The following is an 18,473-nucleotide window of genomic DNA, read 5'->3' as shown; positions in this document are numbered from 1 at the left end:
GTAGTGTTTTAATGGTAGAGCCTTTAAAGTTTTGTTTTTAAGATTGTACATTAAATAGGCTTATAATTGTTTTTTGATATCTCTTTGTAGATCAAAAAGGACTTACTTTTGTTATTGTATCAAACTATCTATCAAGCTCTACTTTGAGCTACTTTAAGCATGCAAAAGAGATGTCGTTTTATAAATATTTTTTATGCTACAATAATCTCCATTTAATTTCAAGGATACGAAAAATGAAAAAACTAAACCTCTTGGCTCTTCTTTTTGGAGCAATTATGTTTTTGGCTCTAGGTTCTACAACGCTTAATGCTCAGATGAAATGTGACTCAGGTAAGTGTGACAGCTCTAAGATGCAAAAAAAGAGCTGTGATGATGCAAAGTGTAAGTCTGATAAAACTTGTAAGTGTGGTGCTGAATGCAAATGTGACAAAAAAATGTCTAGCTGTGGTAATGAAAACTGTCCTTGTGGGGATTGTAAATGTAAAGATTGCAAATGCGGACAAAAGTCTGACAAAGGCATGAAGTGCGATGCTAAGAAGTGCGATAGTAAAAAAGCTAAAGCTAAGAGTTGTAAATCTGGCAACTGCCCAACTAAATAAGGCATAAATGGAAGCGAGGCTAAAACCTCACTTCTGAAAAAAGTTGTTAATGTTTAACTTGAGATCACTCTATTTCTACCAGATCTTTTTGCCTGATAAAGCCTCTCATCGGCTTCTTTTATAGTGTTTTGTATATCCCCAGTTTTATGCAAAGAGACTCCAAAACTACAAGTTAGTGACCCTATAGTGTCAAAATTATATTTTTCAATAGCTATCCTTAGATGCTCAGCTAGTTTAGTTGCTTCTTCTATATACTTAGCAGCTAAGAGTACGATAAACTCTTCTCCGCCCCAACGAATAAGCTTATCATCTTTTCTTATGTTGTCCCTTACAATATCTGAGAGTGTTTTTAAAACCTCATCTCCTACTCCATGACCATGGGTATCATTCACTTTTTTGAAAAAGTCTATATCAAAGAAGATGATAGCAGTGTAACTACTCTCTTTTTTATTTATCTCTAGTATTGAGTCGATATTTTTATCAAAATATACTCTGTTGTATGCATTTGTTAACGTATCTTTTAAGACCTGTTTTTGAAGCTGAAGTTTTTCACTCATAGCATCACTAATATCTGCAAAATCAACAACATAGTAATTTGTATCATATTGATTTATTGAGATTGAAAAAGCGTGAGGAGTCATGATTGAGTCATACATTAAGACTATCCTAGCTCTTCCTGGAAGGTTTAAGAGGCTCTCAACCCAATGTTTTTCATCTTTTTTTACATCACTCAAGCTAAAGAAATTTTCATCTCTTATAAATAAATCACAAATACAATCATATTTCTCTAAAAATGCTTCTATATCTTGATAGTTAAAAAAGTTAAAAAACTTTTGATTGGCAAAGTTGAATTTTACTCCGTCAGTAAGTATTACTATAGAGTTTTGAACATCCATAAATCTTTGTATCTTAAGAGCTTCATCTTTTACCTTTTGCATCTGTATGATTATGGCTACAATAAGAATAAAAAGTAGTAAAGATACTACTAAAACTATTATCATAAAAAATTCATATCTTGCTTTTGCAGTGGCAATTTCATCAAGAGGAGCATACGAAACTATATAACCAGCGCTCTCATTATCTAGATTTTTTAAGTTTAAAAAAACTGCTACACATCCTTTGTTATCATGTATTATAGGTAAAGAAAAACTCTTTTTTTTGTTTAGCTTTTCTAAAAAACCTTCACTACTTTTTACTAGATCTGTAATCTTGTTGACAAAAGGATCTCTTGATGCTTTTTTGTTTATCTGTGAGATTGTTGGGTTTTCTAAGTAGTAGTCACTACTTAGTTGTGATGGTGCAAAAAAGTCTTTATGATCTTTAAACACCTTCTCATAACTTGTTTTTTTATCTAAGATTATCTTATGAGTAAAAGATGGAAAAATGCTTCTAAGTTTTTTTTCTATTCCCTCAAAAGAGATTGAAAATTCAACACTTCCTAAATGCTCTTCTTCATCAAAAATAGGAAAAACATACCTGTAACCAGGATAGAGTTTGCCACCTTCAAAACCCATAACATCTCTAAACTCACTATTTGCAATCCTAACAGAACTTCGAATCTCTTTTAGAGAATCACCATTTTTATATGGCAGGTGAAATCTAAGTAAGCTCTTAGAATCATGCGTATGAAAGTGAAATTGTCTTACATTTAGCTTGGTTAAAAACTCATAGTCTTTATACAAAAGCCTATAAAGCTTTCCTCTTAAGATAGCTTTTTGAGACTCATCTGCATATTTGAATTTTTTTAAGATCTCTTTTGTCTCTTTATTAATAGTACTGTAATAACTTTTTTGGGCTAGAAGCAGATAAGTATCTAAGATAGAGTTACTTGCAACTCTTAAAAACTCTATATTTTTATCTGCGGCACTCTGTATTACATCGCGTTTTGAGGTTGATAAAAATTTTAAAAAAACGCCACATACCAAAAAAATGAGTATAAAGGCTATGGAGATCTTTAACTTCATTTCGTATCAACCTTTTGTGGTATTTCAATATCTATACTCAAGCCATCATAGTCTCGCTCAGAAGCCTCTACAACTCCATTTACCAAGATACCTTTTAACTTTTTTATATCTCTATCTTGTAGCTCTAAAAGTGCTTCTTTTATGCTCTTTATCTGCTCTTTTGTAAGTGTTTTAGTGTTTACAATAAGAGAAAAACCTGGCATTAGCTTGCTTTTTGCGATAATCTCTAAACCTAAGGACTCAAACTCTTTAGCTGTTCTCTCTCTAACTCCAGCTATCAGACACTCTCCTTTTAGGACGCTATTAAGAGCATTTACATGTGACATTGTATATTTGTACGTTTGCTCAGAGAGGTCAATATTGAAATTTTCTCTTAGTAAGATGCTACTCATAAAGTAACCACAAGTTGAGAGAGGTTGTGTAAGCGCTACTTTTATCTGTGAATCTTTTTTAAATTCATCTTCTTGAAACTTTACAAGAACACATCTATACTTAGTAAGCCCGTCATCTTGTTTAAATGTAAGGATAGGCTCTACAAACTCATACTTTTTTTTTAAAGAGAGGTAAGGGAGAGGTCCAAGATACGCCATATCAATAGTTCCATCTTTAAAGCCATCTAGTATATCTTTATAATCTTTTTTATAAATATAGTTGATTTTTATAGAGATTTTTGATTCTAAATAAGAGCTCATTGGTAAAAAAACTCCATATCTTCAGTAAGCTTTTCTGTAGGAAGTGGCGCAAAGTTCACTTTAGTACTTTGCGCTAAAAGTAGGCTACCTAAAGATAGCAAAAAAAATAAAATAAGTTTTTTCATATTGTATTTTAAATCCAGGTTTAAATTGACATAAAGTTTAACTGAAAAATTACAATATCAACTTAAAGATATCAAGTTTTTTTATTTTATAACTTCACACATTTCTACACTCTCACCAACTTCTTGTGAGAGCTTATCCATAAGTTTGAAAAGTTCATTTGAGTGACTCTCTGCCGTGTCAAATCTTCTTAAAAGAGCATCTTTTATCTCTTTATCTGTTAGACAATGACCAGCCAAAGCAGAATCAAGATTTTCATTTATAAGATCATGAAAAGCAATGTGATGGGATTCCATTGCCATAAACGAGCTATTTTGTCCAAAAAGCTCACGCCCTATTCCATAGTACCAAAGCCCAAAACCGCAATGTTTGTAATCTTTTTTCAACTCTGGTGTAACAGTTGAGCTTACTACTGCAGAGTAAGCATTTGACTTAAAGAGTATGTGATGGATCTTATAATTTGATAAAAACAGAGCAAAGCTACTTGTGTTTGAGAGTTTTGATGTATGAGTAAGATTTATTGTAAAGTTATTCATAGTATCTAAGAACTCTCCCATGGTATGACTGGTTTGAGTAGCTATATCGTTCATCGCAAGAGCATTGTGTGAGATATTTTTTGATTGATCTTGAAGATGGTTTATGGTTATACTAATTTCACCTGTCGCTTTTTGAGTTCTCTCGGCTAATTTTCTGACCTCATCAGCCACAACTGCAAAACCTCTTCCATGTTCACCTGCACGAGCTGCTTCTATGGCAGCATTAAGAGCTAAAAGATTTGTTTGATCTGCTATATCTTTTATAAGACTAACTATCATAGCAATGTCGCCTACATTTGTATCCATCTCTCTTATAGCATCAGAAGTATTTGTAACAAGCTCGCTGAGACTCTCTATCTCTTTGGTTGTAGTTTGTAAAGAGGTGTAAGTCTCTTTAGCAGAGCTAGAGGCTTCTGACGTACTAGCAGTTACATCCATAAATGAGTTTTCTGTTTTATTTATATCTGTAGTTATAAGGTCAAAGTTTCCTTTCATACCACCATTGAAGTTACTAAAAGTAGTGCTTAATTGACCCATTACTTTGTAGCCCTCATTTGCTTTCATGGACTCTACTGCTTTTTGTATCTGATGTGCTGTCTCTTCAAACTCACCTTGCAAGCCATTTGGATACATACTTCTATACATAAAACCTTGACTAACTGCATCTATGGTATTTCTACTCTCTCTTAGAACTACCTCTACTTGATCTAAACACTTATTAATATTCCACGCTATATTTTCTAATTTACTATCATGTCGATACAAAATGACACGAGTTGAGAGTTTTCCTTCTTTTACGTCTTCTAAAGTTGCAGCTATTTTGTTCATAAGCGCATCTTCACCTTTATTTGCATCTTGTTTTTGAGGAATAAACAAAGAAAGGATCGCAAAAACTCCAATAAGTAGAGCAAAAATAACTTGAGAATTTACCGCTAATATAGCAGCACTTACAAGCACTAAAACCAAAAGAGCAACAACTGTAATGTTTTTATTCATGCTACTCTCCTTTTTGAAGATTTACTACAAATTCTTCATAACTAGTTTGATTTTTTTGTAGAAACTCATTTAAAACTCTTTGGGACTCACCCATTCCACCACTTTTTTCTGCATCTATAAGTAGTTTATATATAGGAATAATAGTATCGATGGCACTCTTTAGAGGTTTTCTCCTAACAGAGGTATAACTTACAATATTTTTATCTGCATCCAAATCAGCCGTAACATATGTAAAGACCCAGTAAAACCCTCCATCAGCACATAAATTTTTAACAAACCCAAAAAATTCTTTTTTATTTTTAATAAGATCCCACAGAATCTTAAATGCAAGACAAGGCATATCAGGGTGTCTTACAAGATTGTGATTTGCATCTATTAGATCAGATGTTTTATATCCAGCAATATTGCTAAATATCTCATTACAGTAGATAATATTGCCCTTTATATCAGTTTTCGAGACTATAAAATCATTAGCATCTAGTTGTTTTTCGATGTTTGTAATGTTTTTTGGAGAATCTTCTTTAGATAGTTTTTTTCTAAGCATAAATTACTCCTTAATAAAGCAGATATTTTATTTAACTATTAGTAAAAATTATATCTTAATATATAGTTAAAAATATTTCTTAGTTTATTATAGTAGTATGAAATTTATTTTTGCTACACAAAGTAACACTAAATTGCTATAAATTAAAAATTCTTGGAATTTTTTCTAGTTTTGACAATTTTGCATAAATACCCCACCATTTTTTCATATAGTGACCAACAAAAGGAAGCGGTATCATATAAGCTTTTTCATCATCTCTATATATTAGAGAGGCTCCATTTCCACTATCCATTAAGCATAATATATTTATGTGTTGTTTATATGTTTTTAGGTTCGTCTCACCCTTATCTAATTGAGATATATTAAAAGCTACATTTCTCGCCATCAACTCAGCTAAATGTCCTTGTTTAGCTTTCCAAACTGGACCTTGTAGGGCTGCTGTGTCACCAATTGCATAGATGTTTTTTGGCATATTCTCATCATCAAAAACAACTCGACAATACTCATCTATCTTTACAAACCCAGCTTCATTTTTTACAAGATCTGACTTTTGAACTACTTCATGTCCACTTCCAGCAGCTATAAACATTGTAAGATCTGACTCTAGTTCTGAATCATCTTCAAAAATGACCTTATTTTCTTTAAATACCTTTATTTTTTTACCAAAATATTGTTTTATAGCAATCTTTTTGAAAAAACTATTCATCATAACTAGAGCTTTTTCACCCATTCTTTTTCCAGGCTCACTCATAGGGGCAAAAAATGATAGCTCAAAGTTATCTCTGATACCTTTTTTCTTTAGCAAATTATGTGTGTTAAATAAAAGCTCAAAAGCTGGTCCACCTCTAACACTTGAACTATCTTTAGGATTTCCTCCAAAACCAAATGAAATCTTACCTCTTCCTTTTTCTATAAGCACATCAAGAGCGTCTCTAAGCTTGAGTGATTGTTCTGGATCTGAGCAGATCGAAAGAGTATGTTCTATGCCTTCATGCTTTAGTCTTGAAGCGCCCATCGCTAATATAACGTGATCATAAGATCTCAGCACTTTCCCTGAAGCCAAAGTATAACTATTTTGTTTTGCATCTATGTTTGTGAGTGCATCGACTATAAGATTAAAGCCGTGAACCTTTTGAAGTTCATGCAGATCTATGCAGATCTCATCAAACTCTTTTTCTCGTGTTGGAATCCAGATAGAGGTAGGATAGATAAAAAAATAGTCTCTATCACTAACAAGTGTCACATCATAGTTGTATTTTCTCAAATATATTGCAGCTTCAAGTCCACTAAATCCGCCACCGATAACTAAAACACTCTTCATAGCATACCTTTTATTTATATTAATCATAAAATATACCCTAGCTATAGTTAAAGTATTATTAACGCTTCTTATTTATAAAATAAATTGCAGCGAGACTTATTGAGCCTCCTATGATAATGTGACTTTGTAACTCTTCACCTAAGATGATCCAAGCGACAACTAAAGCAAAGATGGGAACTAAGAACATATAAGAACTTGTTATTTCACTTCCTAATCTAGCTGAAGCTATATAAAAAATTGTAGTAGCCACACTTTGACCCAAAACAGCTAAATAGATAAGAGCTATCCAAAACTTTGCATCTAACTCAAAAACACTTAGAAGTCCCGCATCATAGGTGTATATAAAGGAAGCTATAGTTGCAACTACGGAGATATAAAAACTATAGTGTATTGGATGGATATGTTTGTTTGAGTGTTGAGAGAGCAGAGTAACTCCAGCCCAAACAACAGCACAAAGTATAAAGTAGATATTTGCACTGCTTAGTTCTAGCTTGTAGATCTCTAGGATTATCGCACCTCCTACAAGCCCTAGAAGTAGACCAAAATATTGTGAAAGTTTAAACCTTGTTTTAAATAAGACACCCACTATTAAAAATGTTACAAGTGGAGTTAGAGTTGTGATGATAACTCCACCATTTCCAGCAAATCCACTCTTTACTCCTAGGTATGCAAAAACCATAAATGAGATGTTTAAAACAGAGCTTGATAGTATAAACTTTGAACTATGCTTGTTTAATCTAAGAGGAATTTTTATAAAATAAAGTATGGGGATAAAAGAGAGGCTCATAAGAAAAAAACGCCAAAAAACTACCACTTCAAGTGAGGCACTCTCTGTGAGGATTTTAAGAGCACTCCATCCAGCTCCCCATAAAAACATGGCTAAGATGAGAAGATATGTGAAATATGAATTTTTCAAAGTTGGCTCATTTTGGAGTTGTTCTAATTTTCTTGTCATTATAGCTTAAAAGAAACTAGATTTTTTGGTAATATATCTATATGAAATATATGGACTGGTTTGAATCTCACGCACAAAAGCACAAAAAGATTGTAGAAAAATTACAAAGTAAAGAGTACACAAAAGAGCAGATAATTGATTACTTCGACTTTGAAAACATGAAAAAGCATGAAGTTGATTTTTGCCCACTTTATAAAGAAAACAAAAAGTGTCATGATATGAAAAGTCTTAACTGTTATATGTGCGCTTGCCCAAACTTTAGATTTAGTGACGATGGAATATCAAAGTACAACGAGCAAGTCATTCTAAGTGAGTGCGATATAAATAATGGCAAAAAGTTTTCAGGTGGTGGTTTTATCCATCAAGACTGTTCATCTTGCACAGTACCTCATCATAGGGCATACATCCTAAAAAACTTCTCGTATGATTGGCGAGAAATGATGAGTGAGTGTAAAATTAAATAAGGAAGGTTTGTTATGTTAAAGTTTGTTTTGATGGTGGCATTATTGTCAGTTACACTCTTTGGAGATACAAAAGAGGCTCACAGTGCCTTTGTAAAAAAAGATTATAAAGAAGCATTTAAACTCTATGAAAAGAGTGCAAAAGATGGAGATACAAAGGCACAAAATGCTCTTAGTTATTTTTATTTTAATGGCTTAGGAGTGCAAAAAGACACAGATAAAGGTTTACAATGGTTAAATCGTGCAGCTTCAAATTCAGATGCAAAGGCTCAGTATGATCTAGGCATGATGTATCTTGTTGGGAACAATATCTCTCAAAACTCAGATGAGGCTCTAAAATGGCTAAGTAAAGCATCAGAAGCTAAGAACCCAGATGCTCAATATAACTTAGCCTTAATGTACTACAGAGGTGATGGAGCTGATCAAAACATCACAAAAGCAGCCGAGTTGCTAGAGAGCTCTGCGCTTGGTGGGAATATGCAAGCTGAGCAAAATGTTGGGCTTATCTATATGCAACTTCTAAAACTAGATAAAGCTGCTGCGTGGCTTGAAGTAAGGGCTACAAAAGGAGATACAAAAGCTTACTATCTCTTAGCAGAGATTTACTGCACTCAAGCAGAGTATAAAAAAGCAAAAAAATGGGCGAAAAAGTCAAAAAATTCTGGAGATGAAAAAGCTCAAGAGCTTTGGCAAAAACATAACCTAGAGCAATATTAATTATAAAATTTTACAGTATAATAACTCCATACTAAAACTATGGAGTCTATTATGAAGTATCTGCTCTTCTTGCTAGTTATCATCTCTCTTAACGCTCAAACGAAGTATCCATCTTCTGAATCTTGTAACGAATGTCACGAAAATATCTACCGCGAACATACCTCTTCAATGCACCATAAATCAACTCTTTTTAAAGATGAAGTTCATGCAAAAGTAAAAGAGGCTACAAGTAAAAATAGCTATAAATGTGCGCTTTGTCATATGCCAGCAGCTAAAGATCTTCGCTCTATTATGAGTGGGGAGAAACAACCAGATCCAAATGACTATAGACAAACAGATGGAGTTTCATGTTTTTACTGCCATCAAATCAGTAAGATCTACGATTCAAAAGCCCATAAAATAAACTTCTCCAACTACAAAGGAGACAACAAGCCTATGGTCTTTGGAAACTTGAAAAAACCATATGAAAGCAACGAACATGAGTCTATGGATAATGAAATATATAAAAATTCAGAAGTCTGTATGGGGTGTCACTCTCACAAACAAAATGCAAAAGGCTTTGAGGTTTGTAACACTAAAAACCAATATGATAAAACAAGTGACTGTATTGGCTGTCATATGACTAGAACTGCTGGTACTGTTGAGAAAGAGAACAAGGGTATGAGAAAAGACTATGCCTCACATAACTTTTTAGGTGTTCACTCACAAAAGATGATAAAAAAAGCCGTAAAGTTAGAGCTCAGTTATAAAAATGAAGTCCTTGAACTTACCATAAATAACAAAATGGGGCACTCCATCATTACACATCCAATGAGATTAAAGTTTGTAAAAACTACTATAACAAGAGATAAGCAAATCATTTGGAGTAACTTTAAAGAGAGTCCTATAGAAGACACGGAGGCTTCTTTTATTATAGTTTTTAAAGATAATGAAGGAAATACTTCTATGCCAAGCGATGCAGTTGATTATAAATTAAATAGAAATTTAAAAGCAAGCCAAACAAAAGTTGTCAAGTACAAAGTGCCAAAACTTCAAAAAGGTGATGAGATAAAAAGTGCCTGGATAAGCTATATAGTAAATCCGCAGATCGCTAAAAAGCTAGATATAAAGAGTATAGATATTATAAAACCATATATGGGAGATGAAGAGAGTTTGTACATATACTAAAATCAGAATTTTGTTAAATTCTGATTTTATACAATATGTTGTGAATCAAGGAGATATTAGAAAGTCTCACTTAAAATTATACCTACCAAGTTTGGCAGATCTTGTCATAAGCAAATATCTAAATTTATTAGATCAATTTAAGACTATTTTATAGCCTATACCGTATTCATTTTGAATTAGATTTTCAGGTAGTTTTGCTCTAAGCCTTTTTATAAAAGATGTAACTGCATACTCTGAGAACTCTTTGTCTGAGTCCTTATAGATGTGGTAAAAGATTGCCTCAGCTGTAAAAGCATGGTTTGATTTAGAGCAAAGAAGTCTAAAGAGCATTATCTCTTTTTCTTTTAAAGAGATCTGCTTCTCAGAGTTCCAAAGAGTGTAGGATGTTTTGTCCCAAAAAATATTATTACTAAGATAGATTCTTTTTTTTGAACTTCTTAATTTTTCTACAAGCCCAAATAAAAGCTCTTTTAGCTTTAGTGAGTTGATGGGCTTAATAAGATAAGTTACAAGTTTGAGTTCTATGGCTTGAAGTAACTTTTGCTCTTCTGAGTGAGCGCTTATGATAATTATTTCAGTATCTTCATCCCTTTGTCTAATACGTTTTACCATCTCTAAACCATTTAAATTTGGCATATTTATATCACTTATTATAATATCTGGCTTTTTCTCCACATATTGCAAATAACCTTCATGTCCACACTTAGCAACATAGACTTTTTTAAAAAATATTTTCAAATACTCTTCTAAATATTCCCTTAGCTGTGTCTCATCCTCAGCTATGAGAATAGAAATATCTTCAATAATTTCATCATTTTTCATTTTTCATCCTTATGATAAAAGTTGCACCTTTTTGGTTGTTTTTAACGCTCAAAGAGCCATTCATATTGTTCTCTATAATGGTTTTTGCAATATGCAAACCAAGTCCAGTTCCAAGAGATTGGTGTTTCGTTGTAAAGTATGGGTTAAAAATCTTTGATATGATTTTTTCATCTATCCCTTGTGCATCGTCACTTATAATAACTAAGGCATCTAAACCATCTTTTTGCATCTTTATGTCTATATTTACAAGAGAAAGTTCTCTTATGTTTTTAATATCATAGATATTTGATAGTATAGAAACTATAACTTGGACAAACTCGTTTATATAGCCTTTTGTATGCAGTTGTTCATCTATAGTTGTTTTTACTTCTATTTGGTGGTTTTGTACAGTATAGTTTGTTATCTTTAAGGCTCTTTGTAAGGCTTCATTTATGTTAAAGATACTTTTGTTCTTATCTGGTTGATAGTAGTTCATAAAGTCTTCAATGGTATCAGACATATACTCTACTTTCTCTTCCATTGTCTCTATCTTTTGTACAAAATCATCATTGCTTAGTATTTTAGCACTATTTTTCTCTTTTAAAATGGCTAAAATTGTATTTATTATGGCTAATGGCTGTCTCCACTGATGAGCAATATTTCCTATCATTTCACCCATTTCGGCTCGTTTTGACTGCTCATAGAGTTGTTTATCTCTTTGTTTAATAGTCTCTTTTTTCTCTTGTAATTCATTTATAGTATCTAGTAATTCTTGATTGTACTTTGCATCTATATATATTCCACAATCTAATTTTTTCATATCTTCTATAAGATTTTTAATATATTTCTTTTTTATAATAGAGCCGTGTTGTGGTGCAATTAACTCTAGATCTAACTTTTCAATTTTTTGTAGTGCAAAGTTAAATATATCTTTACTTGGCATATACTCTTGATGAAACTGCTTTGCTTTAGTAAAGTATGTCTCATCTGCATAAAATTCCCATGATTTTTCTATGCCTCCAAAGATATCACCCGAAAAAAGTGTCTTTGTTTGTGGTTCATAACTTACAAAAGCCCCTGGTGCATGACAATATGGTGTAGTGTAAAACTCAAGTGTAAATCCACTTGAAGTAATAAGCTTGTTATCATTTTTGTCTATCTCATAATAATCTGAGCTTACAAGATAATGTTTTATCAACAGAGCTGTTCTTGAGTGCGTAACGATAAGTAAATCATCTCTATTTATAAGCTTTTCTATCTCCGGAACTGCAGCTGCTAAGTCTGGATCTTGATGATGAAGTATAATGTATTTTATACTGCTTATATCGGCTATGCTTTTTACTTTTCTAACAGTCTCTTCAAACTCTAACATAGATCCAGGATCTACCAAAATAGACTCATTACCATTTTTTATAAAGTATGGATGACACTGAAATGGGTCGTCTTGTAAGTACATTCCAACCCAGTAGATATTTTTACTAATCTCTATTGCATCTTTGTAATTATGCTTAATCATTACCCTCAAACCATTTAAGTTGATCTCTGAGTTCAACAACTCTTCCCACTACTATAAGTGCTGGAGTTGGTACATCCTTCGCTTTTTCTACGATATTTCCAAGAGTTCCAACAACAACTATTTGATCTTTTGTTGTTCCTTTTGAGATAACCGCAACAGGATAATCTGAGCCTTTTCCAAGCTCTATGAGTTTTTTAGATATTCTTGGAAGATTATGAAGTCCCATTAAAAAGACAATAGTATCATCAGATTTAAAATTTTCCCATGGAATTTGAGAGATTTTTTTATTTGGAGATTCATGTCCAGTCACCACTCTAAAACTAACCGATACACCGCGATGAGTCACTGGTATTCCAGCATATGCAGGTGCTGATATAGCAGAGGTTATACCAGGTATAACATCAAATTTTACGCCTCTCTCTAGTAAGTAAAGAGCCTCTTCTCCACCACGACCAAAAACAAAAGGATCCCCGCCTTTTAAACGGACAACACACTTGTGTTTTAGAGCATTTTGGTAGATTACCTCATTTATATCATCTTGAGGCATTATATGTCTGCCATCTTCTTTGCCTACATATACAAACTCACAGCCACTCTTTGCTTCTTTTAGTATATCTGGATTCGCCAACCTATCATATATGATAACATCAGCTTCCTTTATTACTCTGAGTGCTTTTATGGTTAAAAGCTCTATATCTCCAGGACCAGCACCCGTTAAATAGACCTTATTCATTATCTGTCTTCCTCATAAATAAATATACCAGATGGTTTTTTAACTTGAAATATTTCACGACTTAAATACCAAGAATCAGTATTTAAAACAGCTATTTTATTTGTATCATTTACAGATACATAAAGATTTGGTCTGATACCTGACCATCTAACATGCAGAACTTTTCCATCAAATTCAAATCTTTTAATAACTTCTAGAGTTGTGGTATCTATGATTTGAAGCACAGGAAATTTTTCTCCACTAAATGTTACAGCTAGGAATTTTTTATCAGGTGAGAGTGCAGTAAACACTGGTAAACCCTCAGTTTCTATAATTTTTTCAAACTTAAAATCAGGTGTATAAACTAGTACTTTATTATTACCAACTGCGGGAATAAACACATGACCGCCACCAATACTCCAAAAACCAAAGTGAGGAACTTTAAGAACTGGTTTTCTATCATCTAGAAGTATTTCTATCTTAGAGTACTTCATAGTGTCTAGATCTACAACTCCAAAATGGTCACTTTGAAAAAAACCTGTTATAAAGTTATTATCTTTTATCATAGCATCAAAAGGCATCACCCCGACATCTTCAAACTCTTTATATATCTCAAAGTTAGGAAGCCCTTTACCCTCATTCTTGTCTTTTAAAACTGTTATTTTGTCATTGTTCATTTGTGAAAATATAAGATAATTTTTATATTGCTTTATACCAACATTTTTTGAACCAGTTTCAAATGATTGGATCGGGTTTAGATCTCTATCTAAAATATCTACACTTTTTTTGGCATAGTTTGCAACAGCAAGAAAGTTTTTTGCAACTGTAAAACCGATCGCACTATCACTTGTTTTTTTCTCTTTGAGAATTACCTCTTCTTCTGGGTCAAACTTTATAACATAGCCATCTCTTGAGATGATGTAGCCATCTTTACCGTAAAACTTCACAACACCGTGGTTCATGTTGTGAACACCTTTTATATGAGACTTTGTCAATCCCTTTTCTATAACCGCCAAAGAGCTATCTTCTCTCTCAACTACAAAGAGTTTCTCTTCCTTGTCTAGCATTCTTAAAATCGGATTTACACCCTTTGCGCTTAGACTAGTAAGTGTTGTTGCAAGGATTACTGCACCAAGTATTGTTTTTTTAAACTTCATTTCTTTGTCTCTCCTCTTTGGTTAAATAACAAGATGGATCTTCGCTCCATAAATCACCAGTTATCGCGTATGCACGAGCACGAGATCCACCGTTACAAATGTCTATCTGCTCACACTCGCTACAGATCCCACTAACTTCTCGTGGATGAGTTCTAAGTTTATCAAGTAGTTCGCCGTTTTGCCAGATCTCGCCAAAATCTTGCTTTATAATATTTCCAATAGTTATAGGGAAAAATGGATCAGGTCGAACATCACCTTCACTATTTATATTTAGTAGTTTTCTGCCAGCCGAATTTCCACCCCATGAAGTAAGCCTAGATCTCATAATATCTTTTAGATCTGGATATCTTGATGCAAACTCATTTAAAAAGAGGATTGCATCTTGCTCCATATTGCCAGTTACTATCTCTATTTCTCTGCCAGTATCATAGTACTCAAATGCTTTTTTAAGTATAAACTCAACAGACTCTCTTCTTTGCTCTTTTGTGAGATCCATCTTAAGGTTGTCAAGCCCACGTCCTGAGTAAACAAGATGCGAGATATAGATCTTAGGTATATTTTCTTTCTCAACAAGATCAAATATATACTCTAATGAGCCTATAGTCTCTTTTGTAATAGTAAATCGGATACCAACTTTCGCGCCAGTTTCATTTGCAAGTTTTACAGCCTTTAGAGTCTCACGAAATGCGCCCTTCAATCCTCGAAAGTAATCATGTGTCTCTTCATCTCCATCGATGCTAATGCCAACATAGTTAAAAGTCTCTACTATACGTCCAACATTGCCCTTGGTAAAATAAAGTCCATTGCTTGAGAGATAAGTGATGATGCCATTTTCCTTGCAAAAATCAGCTATCTCAAAGAGATCTTTTCTAGTAAGTGGCTCGCCACCTGAAAAGATTATGAACTTAACACCATTTTCTTTCATCTCTAAGATCGTTTTTTTAATTTGCGTAGTTGTAAGCGCATCTACTTCATCAAGAGTTGATTTTGAATAGCAATGCATACAAGATAGGTTACAGCGATTTGTAAAGTTCCAGATAGCTATCGAGCCATCTAAAACTCTCTCATTTTTACCTTCAACTACTGAAGATATTAAGTTTGATAGTCTAAACATTATTTACCCTTTTGTAAGAGAATGTAATTAGTTACTGCATCTAATTCTTTGTCACTTAAGTTAAACTCAGTCATTACTGTCCTTTTATAACCAAAAGCTTCATACATCGCTTTTGGATCAATGATATAGGCTCTAATTTCATCTTTGCTTCTATTGTTTGCAATCTCAGAAAAAGAAGGACCAAAAGCTTCAGCAGTCTCATGATGACATCCCCAACAGTAGGTTTTAAATACTTCTTTACCATCTATATCATTAGAGTATAAAAAAGCCGACAAAGCCAATACCAGTATTGTAATTTTTTTCATGTTTCATCTTTCATATTTATGTTCTATTTTATCAAAGCAAAGCTTGATTTATAGTTTATGCAAATTGAATTTTGTCATTATTGCATATGCTTAGAATAGCTATTTATTGGAAAAAAATGGTTGATTTTAGTCAAGTTTGACATTTTTTGTGAAGTTTAAAGATGTTTCTCTCCAAAAGGAGAGAAACTTGTAGTATAAGTGCTAATTATGCACCTGGGATAGTTTGTCTATGCTCGATAGAGTAAGTAAAAGTAGGAGTTGTTAAACCTTCTATATATTTAACAAATTTACCTGTTTTAGCTTCATATATACCGATACGACCTGCATTCCACTCAGAAATCATAGTCCAGTGACCATGATTTGCTGGCTCTGCGTGTAAGATTCTAGGAATCACTGCTTTACCATCAGCATCTTTAACAGTTGGAACGTTCCACTTGTAAAGTACTTTATGTGTTACTGGGTCTATAACTGTACCTTGTTTAGTACCAACAGTAAGAATTCTATCTAACTCAAGAGTCTGCTTATTGATCAAATGAATTTGATTCCAAACATCTTCTCCACCTAGAACGTTATCAGCCCATAGGAAAGGTGTATGCTCAGATGTACCAATAAATAGTCCACCACCGCCTACTGGAATTTGACGAATAACATCAAAGTTATCATCCCAAATAGTTACTTGACCTAAGTTCATATTAACTGTAGCGCCTAGTTGTTGACCTAGAGTCTCATTGTACCATGAAGAACCTTGTCCTGGGTGTGGCTTAGAAGCTGGACCAGTATAGATTTTAGTTACAAGCGACTTAGTTTTAAAGTCTACAACACCAACAACATCTGAACCTTGAGAAGCGATAAATAAGTATCTACCAATCTCTTTACCTTCATTTAAGAAACCATCGTGAAGAATATCACCAATATTTGGAATATCTCCAACAATTGGGAAACCTGGCTTAGAATAATCAACTATATATACATGCCCACCATCTTTAAGTGCGAATGCAATATAAGGACCATATGGAGTATCAAAAATACCAGCTACACGAGATGAAGCTATATCACCGTTTGGCTTAATTACACTAGAAGTTGGATAAACTTTCAGTGGCTCAAGAGTCATAGCATCCATAAGTACAGCGCCGCCTGGAACGTAGTTACCAGCCATTAGGTACTTACCATCTGGAGAAACTGCAAGACCACGAGAGTCTGATCCAACTTGACACTCAGCAATTTTTTGCTGACCTGGAGTATTAAGGTCAAACATTGTTACAAGACCTGAACGAGAGATCGAGTAAGCATAACGAGGTTGACGCTTGTTAGTTACTGTAACGTGAACAGCAAAACCAGCTGGGTGCTTAGATAAAACTTTACCACTAGTACCATCAACAAATGCAACGCGCTCTGCATCTCTTTCAGTTACGAAACAGATATCAGTGTTTTTCTTAACATCTACAGCTTGTGGATATTTAGAGAAAAATGCAGCTCTATCATTTAGAGGCTTCCACCCTTCTTTTACAGCTTCAAGTGTAAGCTGCTTAATTTTTCTACCTTTAAAAGCTTGTAGATAGTCAACCATTTTATCTGCATCATCTTTAGAAAAACTGTCTTTAAATCCAGGCATAGCAGTACCTGCTTTACCATTTAAAATAGTCTCTGCAAGAGTATATGCATTTTTCTTAGCAATTACATCTGGGCGTAAGTCAGAACCAACACCACCTTCGTGGTTAGGACCGTGACAACCTTGACACTCTTTTTCGAAAACTTTCTCTACATCCATGTTGGATGTAGCAGCGCTAACACCCGTCGTAACTACTGCAAAAGCAGCAATTGACATAACTAATTTATTTAATCTCATTTTATTCTTCCTCCTAAAATAAAGATATACGCAGGCCCGAAGGCCCGCACAACAATCGGTTTTATTTACTTTCGTTCTCTAAACGAGTTTTTTCTTGTCTATAAATCCAAAACATTGGAAGTATAATAATAGTGTGAAGAAAAAGCGTAAGAGTTAATGGTCCTTGGTTAATCCAAGCAAAAAAGCTTGGAATAACGTCTGTCATTGGTTCAAACATAGTATTCTCCTTATCTTTCGTGAATTTGGCTTTTGCCAGTAGATAGTAAATCTTTTGCTAAGAAAAGGAAACCTATAAATGTAACGACACCCATAATTAGTCTCCAATCCATTGCTTGTGCAAACCATAAACCGCTTTGACCATCAAAATATCCTGCCCATGTAGCACCCATTTGTGCGCGAGAGACTAGAACTTGAACGTATCCAGCAATAGTTAGCGCTACAGTCATACCCATAACACCACCTGTAATCATACTAGCAGCCCAAACAGAAGACTTAGTACTTTTCATAACCTTGATTCCATTTGTACCTTGAACTGCAAGGTACATCATACCTATTAGTATCGTAGCATAAGCACCAAAGAACGCTAAGTGACCGTGTGCTGAAGTAAACTGCGTACCATGAGTATAAAGGTTTACTTGTGGTAGTGTATGGAAAAATCCCCATATACCAGCACCTAAAAAGTTACCAAATGCATTTAGAACAAACCAAGTAAACGCTGGTTTATTGTTAATAACTGAAACTTTTTGTCCAGTAGCATCTTGCCCACCTTGTGTTTTACCCCAGTCATAAAGAACGTGGATAAACATCGCTACAAGTGGTAATGGCTCTAGTGCACTAAATAGCGCTCCAATTTCCCACCAGTACTCAGGTGTACCAATCCAGAAGTAGTGGTGACCCATACCAAGGATACCTGAACCAAATAGCATAGCTACTTCGATCCATAACCA

General features: G+C 33.8%; 19 protein-coding genes. 4 read left to right on the top strand and 15 right to left on the bottom strand.

Annotated elements, in window-relative coordinates; genetic code table 11:
* The first annotated feature begins 233 nt into the window (after nt 1-233).
* Entirely contained in the window at nt 234-599 is a 366-nt protein-coding gene (locus M0Q24_RS07445; RefSeq protein WP_295049068.1) for a hypothetical protein, read from the top strand.
* 53 nt (nt 600-652) lie between these two features.
* Here the strand turns inward: M0Q24_RS07445 and M0Q24_RS07440 are convergent, their stop codons facing one another.
* The 6 genes from M0Q24_RS07440 to M0Q24_RS07415 all read right to left on the bottom strand — a co-directional run bounded on the left by M0Q24_RS07440 (nt 653) and on the right by M0Q24_RS07415 (nt 7,691).
* On the bottom strand, nt 653-2,563 hold the full coding sequence (locus M0Q24_RS07440) for a diguanylate cyclase (protein ID WP_295049064.1): 1,911 nt from the start codon (nt 2,561-2,563) through the stop codon (nt 653-655).
* The gene (locus tag M0Q24_RS07435) at nt 2,560-3,255 is read right to left on the bottom strand and encodes a PhnD/SsuA/transferrin family substrate-binding protein (RefSeq protein ID WP_295049061.1); all 696 of its coding nucleotides are present in this window, start codon (nt 3,253-3,255) and stop codon (nt 2,560-2,562) included. The genes M0Q24_RS07440 and M0Q24_RS07435 overlap by 4 nt, the downstream gene beginning before the upstream one ends.
* A gap of 206 nt (nt 3,256-3,461) precedes the next feature.
* Nucleotides 3,462-4,910, bottom strand: a complete 1,449-nt coding sequence (locus tag M0Q24_RS07430; RefSeq protein WP_295049058.1) for a methyl-accepting chemotaxis protein — start codon at nt 4,908-4,910, stop codon at nt 3,462-3,464.
* Between the two features lies 1 nt (nt 4,911).
* The gene (locus tag M0Q24_RS07425) at nt 4,912-5,454 is read right to left on the bottom strand and encodes a PAS domain-containing protein (protein WP_295049055.1); all 543 of its coding nucleotides are present in this window, start codon (nt 5,452-5,454) and stop codon (nt 4,912-4,914) included.
* A gap of 136 nt (nt 5,455-5,590) precedes the next feature.
* Complete coding sequence (locus M0Q24_RS07420; protein ID WP_295049052.1) at nt 5,591-6,802, bottom strand: FAD-dependent oxidoreductase; 1,212 nt, start codon at nt 6,800-6,802, stop codon at nt 5,591-5,593.
* Nucleotides 6,803-6,833: 31 nt separating this feature from the next.
* Nucleotides 6,834-7,691 (bottom strand): DMT family transporter, encoded by an 858-nt coding sequence (locus M0Q24_RS07415; protein WP_295049049.1) that lies wholly within the window; start codon nt 7,689-7,691, stop codon nt 6,834-6,836.
* An 89-nt stretch (nt 7,692-7,780) separates the two neighbouring features.
* On the opposite strand from M0Q24_RS07415, the gene M0Q24_RS07410 reads away from it, so the two are divergent.
* From M0Q24_RS07410 to M0Q24_RS07400, 3 genes are read left to right on the top strand one after another with little or no spacing between them, the layout of a single operon-like run.
* A complete protein-coding gene (locus M0Q24_RS07410; protein ID WP_366934184.1) occupies nt 7,781-8,194 on the top strand; it encodes a hypothetical protein in 414 nt (137 codons plus the stop codon).
* A gap of 12 nt (nt 8,195-8,206) precedes the next feature.
* On the top strand, nt 8,207-8,908 hold the full coding sequence (locus M0Q24_RS07405; protein WP_295049043.1) for a tetratricopeptide repeat protein: 702 nt from the start codon (nt 8,207-8,209) through the stop codon (nt 8,906-8,908).
* A 51-nt stretch (nt 8,909-8,959) separates the two neighbouring features.
* A complete protein-coding gene (locus M0Q24_RS07400; protein ID WP_295049040.1) occupies nt 8,960-10,075 on the top strand; it encodes a multiheme c-type cytochrome in 1,116 nt (371 codons plus the stop codon).
* A gap of 132 nt (nt 10,076-10,207) precedes the next feature.
* On the opposite strand, the gene M0Q24_RS07395 is transcribed toward M0Q24_RS07400, so the two are convergent.
* The 9 genes from M0Q24_RS07395 to M0Q24_RS07355 all read right to left on the bottom strand — a co-directional run.
* Nucleotides 10,208-10,897, bottom strand: coding sequence for a response regulator transcription factor (locus M0Q24_RS07395; protein ID WP_295049037.1), 690 nt, complete (start codon nt 10,895-10,897; stop codon nt 10,208-10,210).
* Entirely contained in the window at nt 10,887-12,392 is a 1,506-nt protein-coding gene (locus M0Q24_RS07390) for an ATP-binding protein (protein ID WP_295049035.1), read from the bottom strand. The genes M0Q24_RS07395 and M0Q24_RS07390 overlap by 11 nt, the downstream gene beginning before the upstream one ends.
* Nucleotides 12,385-13,125: a uroporphyrinogen-III C-methyltransferase gene (gene cobA / locus M0Q24_RS07385; RefSeq protein ID WP_295049032.1), complete on the bottom strand. Its 741-nt coding sequence runs from the start codon at nt 13,123-13,125 to the stop codon at nt 12,385-12,387. Before cobA ends, M0Q24_RS07390 begins: the two co-directional genes overlap by 8 nt.
* Nucleotides 13,125-14,261 carry a cytochrome D1 domain-containing protein gene (locus M0Q24_RS07380; protein WP_295049029.1) on the bottom strand — a complete coding sequence of 379 codons (1,137 nt, stop codon included), beginning with the start codon at nt 14,259-14,261 and terminating at the stop codon, nt 13,125-13,127. Before M0Q24_RS07380 ends, cobA begins: the two co-directional genes overlap by 1 nt.
* Nucleotides 14,251-15,375 (bottom strand): radical SAM protein, encoded by a 1,125-nt coding sequence (locus M0Q24_RS07375; RefSeq protein WP_295049024.1) that lies wholly within the window; start codon nt 15,373-15,375, stop codon nt 14,251-14,253. The genes M0Q24_RS07380 and M0Q24_RS07375 overlap by 11 nt, the downstream gene beginning before the upstream one ends.
* Nucleotides 15,375-15,680 (bottom strand): cytochrome c, encoded by a 306-nt coding sequence (locus M0Q24_RS07370; RefSeq protein WP_295049021.1) that lies wholly within the window; start codon nt 15,678-15,680, stop codon nt 15,375-15,377. The genes M0Q24_RS07375 and M0Q24_RS07370 overlap by 1 nt, the downstream gene beginning before the upstream one ends.
* Before the next feature lie 205 nt (nt 15,681-15,885).
* Entirely contained in the window at nt 15,886-17,526 is a 1,641-nt protein-coding gene (locus tag M0Q24_RS07365) for a nitrite reductase (protein WP_295049018.1), read from the bottom strand.
* A gap of 61 nt (nt 17,527-17,587) precedes the next feature.
* The gene (locus M0Q24_RS07360) at nt 17,588-17,743 is read right to left on the bottom strand and encodes a hypothetical protein (RefSeq protein ID WP_295049015.1); all 156 of its coding nucleotides are present in this window, start codon (nt 17,741-17,743) and stop codon (nt 17,588-17,590) included.
* A gap of 10 nt (nt 17,744-17,753) precedes the next feature.
* The coding region (locus M0Q24_RS07355) for a cbb3-type cytochrome c oxidase subunit I (RefSeq protein ID WP_295049012.1) at nt 17,754-18,473 on the bottom strand (720 nt) is incomplete at its 5' end.

The organism is Sulfurimonas sp. (genome assembly GCF_023228785.1).
In the GTDB taxonomy this organism is placed as follows: Bacteria; Campylobacterota; Campylobacteria; order Campylobacterales; family Sulfurimonadaceae; genus Sulfurimonas.
This window is presented reverse-complemented; position numbering and strand designations above follow the sequence as displayed.

Coding starts and splice junctions, on each gene's coding strand:
- M0Q24_RS07445 (WP_295049068.1), top strand. CDS start 234: ATGAAAAAACTAAACCTCTTGGCTCTTCTTTTTGGAGCAATTATGTTT.
- M0Q24_RS07440 (WP_295049064.1), bottom strand. CDS start 2,563: ATGAAGTTAAAGATCTCCATAGCCTTTATACTCATTTTTTTGGTATGT.
- M0Q24_RS07435 (WP_295049061.1), bottom strand. CDS start 3,255: ATGAGCTCTTATTTAGAATCAAAAATCTCTATAAAAATCAACTATATT.
- M0Q24_RS07430 (WP_295049058.1), bottom strand. CDS start 4,910: ATGAATAAAAACATTACAGTTGTTGCTCTTTTGGTTTTAGTGCTTGTA.
- M0Q24_RS07425 (WP_295049055.1), bottom strand. CDS start 5,454: ATGCTTAGAAAAAAACTATCTAAAGAAGATTCTCCAAAAAACATTACA.
- M0Q24_RS07420 (WP_295049052.1), bottom strand. CDS start 6,802: ATGATTAATATAAATAAAAGGTATGCTATGAAGAGTGTTTTAGTTATC.
- M0Q24_RS07410 (WP_366934184.1), top strand. CDS start 7,781: ATGGACTGGTTTGAATCTCACGCACAAAAGCACAAAAAGATTGTAGAA.
- M0Q24_RS07405 (WP_295049043.1), top strand. CDS start 8,207: ATGTTAAAGTTTGTTTTGATGGTGGCATTATTGTCAGTTACACTCTTT.
- M0Q24_RS07400 (WP_295049040.1), top strand. CDS start 8,960: ATGAAGTATCTGCTCTTCTTGCTAGTTATCATCTCTCTTAACGCTCAA.
- M0Q24_RS07395 (WP_295049037.1), bottom strand. CDS start 10,897: ATGAAAAATGATGAAATTATTGAAGATATTTCTATTCTCATAGCTGAG.
- M0Q24_RS07390 (WP_295049035.1), bottom strand. CDS start 12,392: ATGATTAAGCATAATTACAAAGATGCAATAGAGATTAGTAAAAATATC.
- cobA (WP_295049032.1), bottom strand. CDS start 13,125: ATGAATAAGGTCTATTTAACGGGTGCTGGTCCTGGAGATATAGAGCTT.
- M0Q24_RS07380 (WP_295049029.1), bottom strand. CDS start 14,261: ATGAAGTTTAAAAAAACAATACTTGGTGCAGTAATCCTTGCAACAACA.
- M0Q24_RS07375 (WP_295049024.1), bottom strand. CDS start 15,375: ATGTTTAGACTATCAAACTTAATATCTTCAGTAGTTGAAGGTAAAAAT.
- M0Q24_RS07370 (WP_295049021.1), bottom strand. CDS start 15,680: ATGAAAAAAATTACAATACTGGTATTGGCTTTGTCGGCTTTTTTATAC.
- M0Q24_RS07365 (WP_295049018.1), bottom strand. CDS start 17,526: ATGAGATTAAATAAATTAGTTATGTCAATTGCTGCTTTTGCAGTAGTT.
- M0Q24_RS07360 (WP_295049015.1), bottom strand. CDS start 17,743: ATGTTTGAACCAATGACAGACGTTATTCCAAGCTTTTTTGCTTGGATT.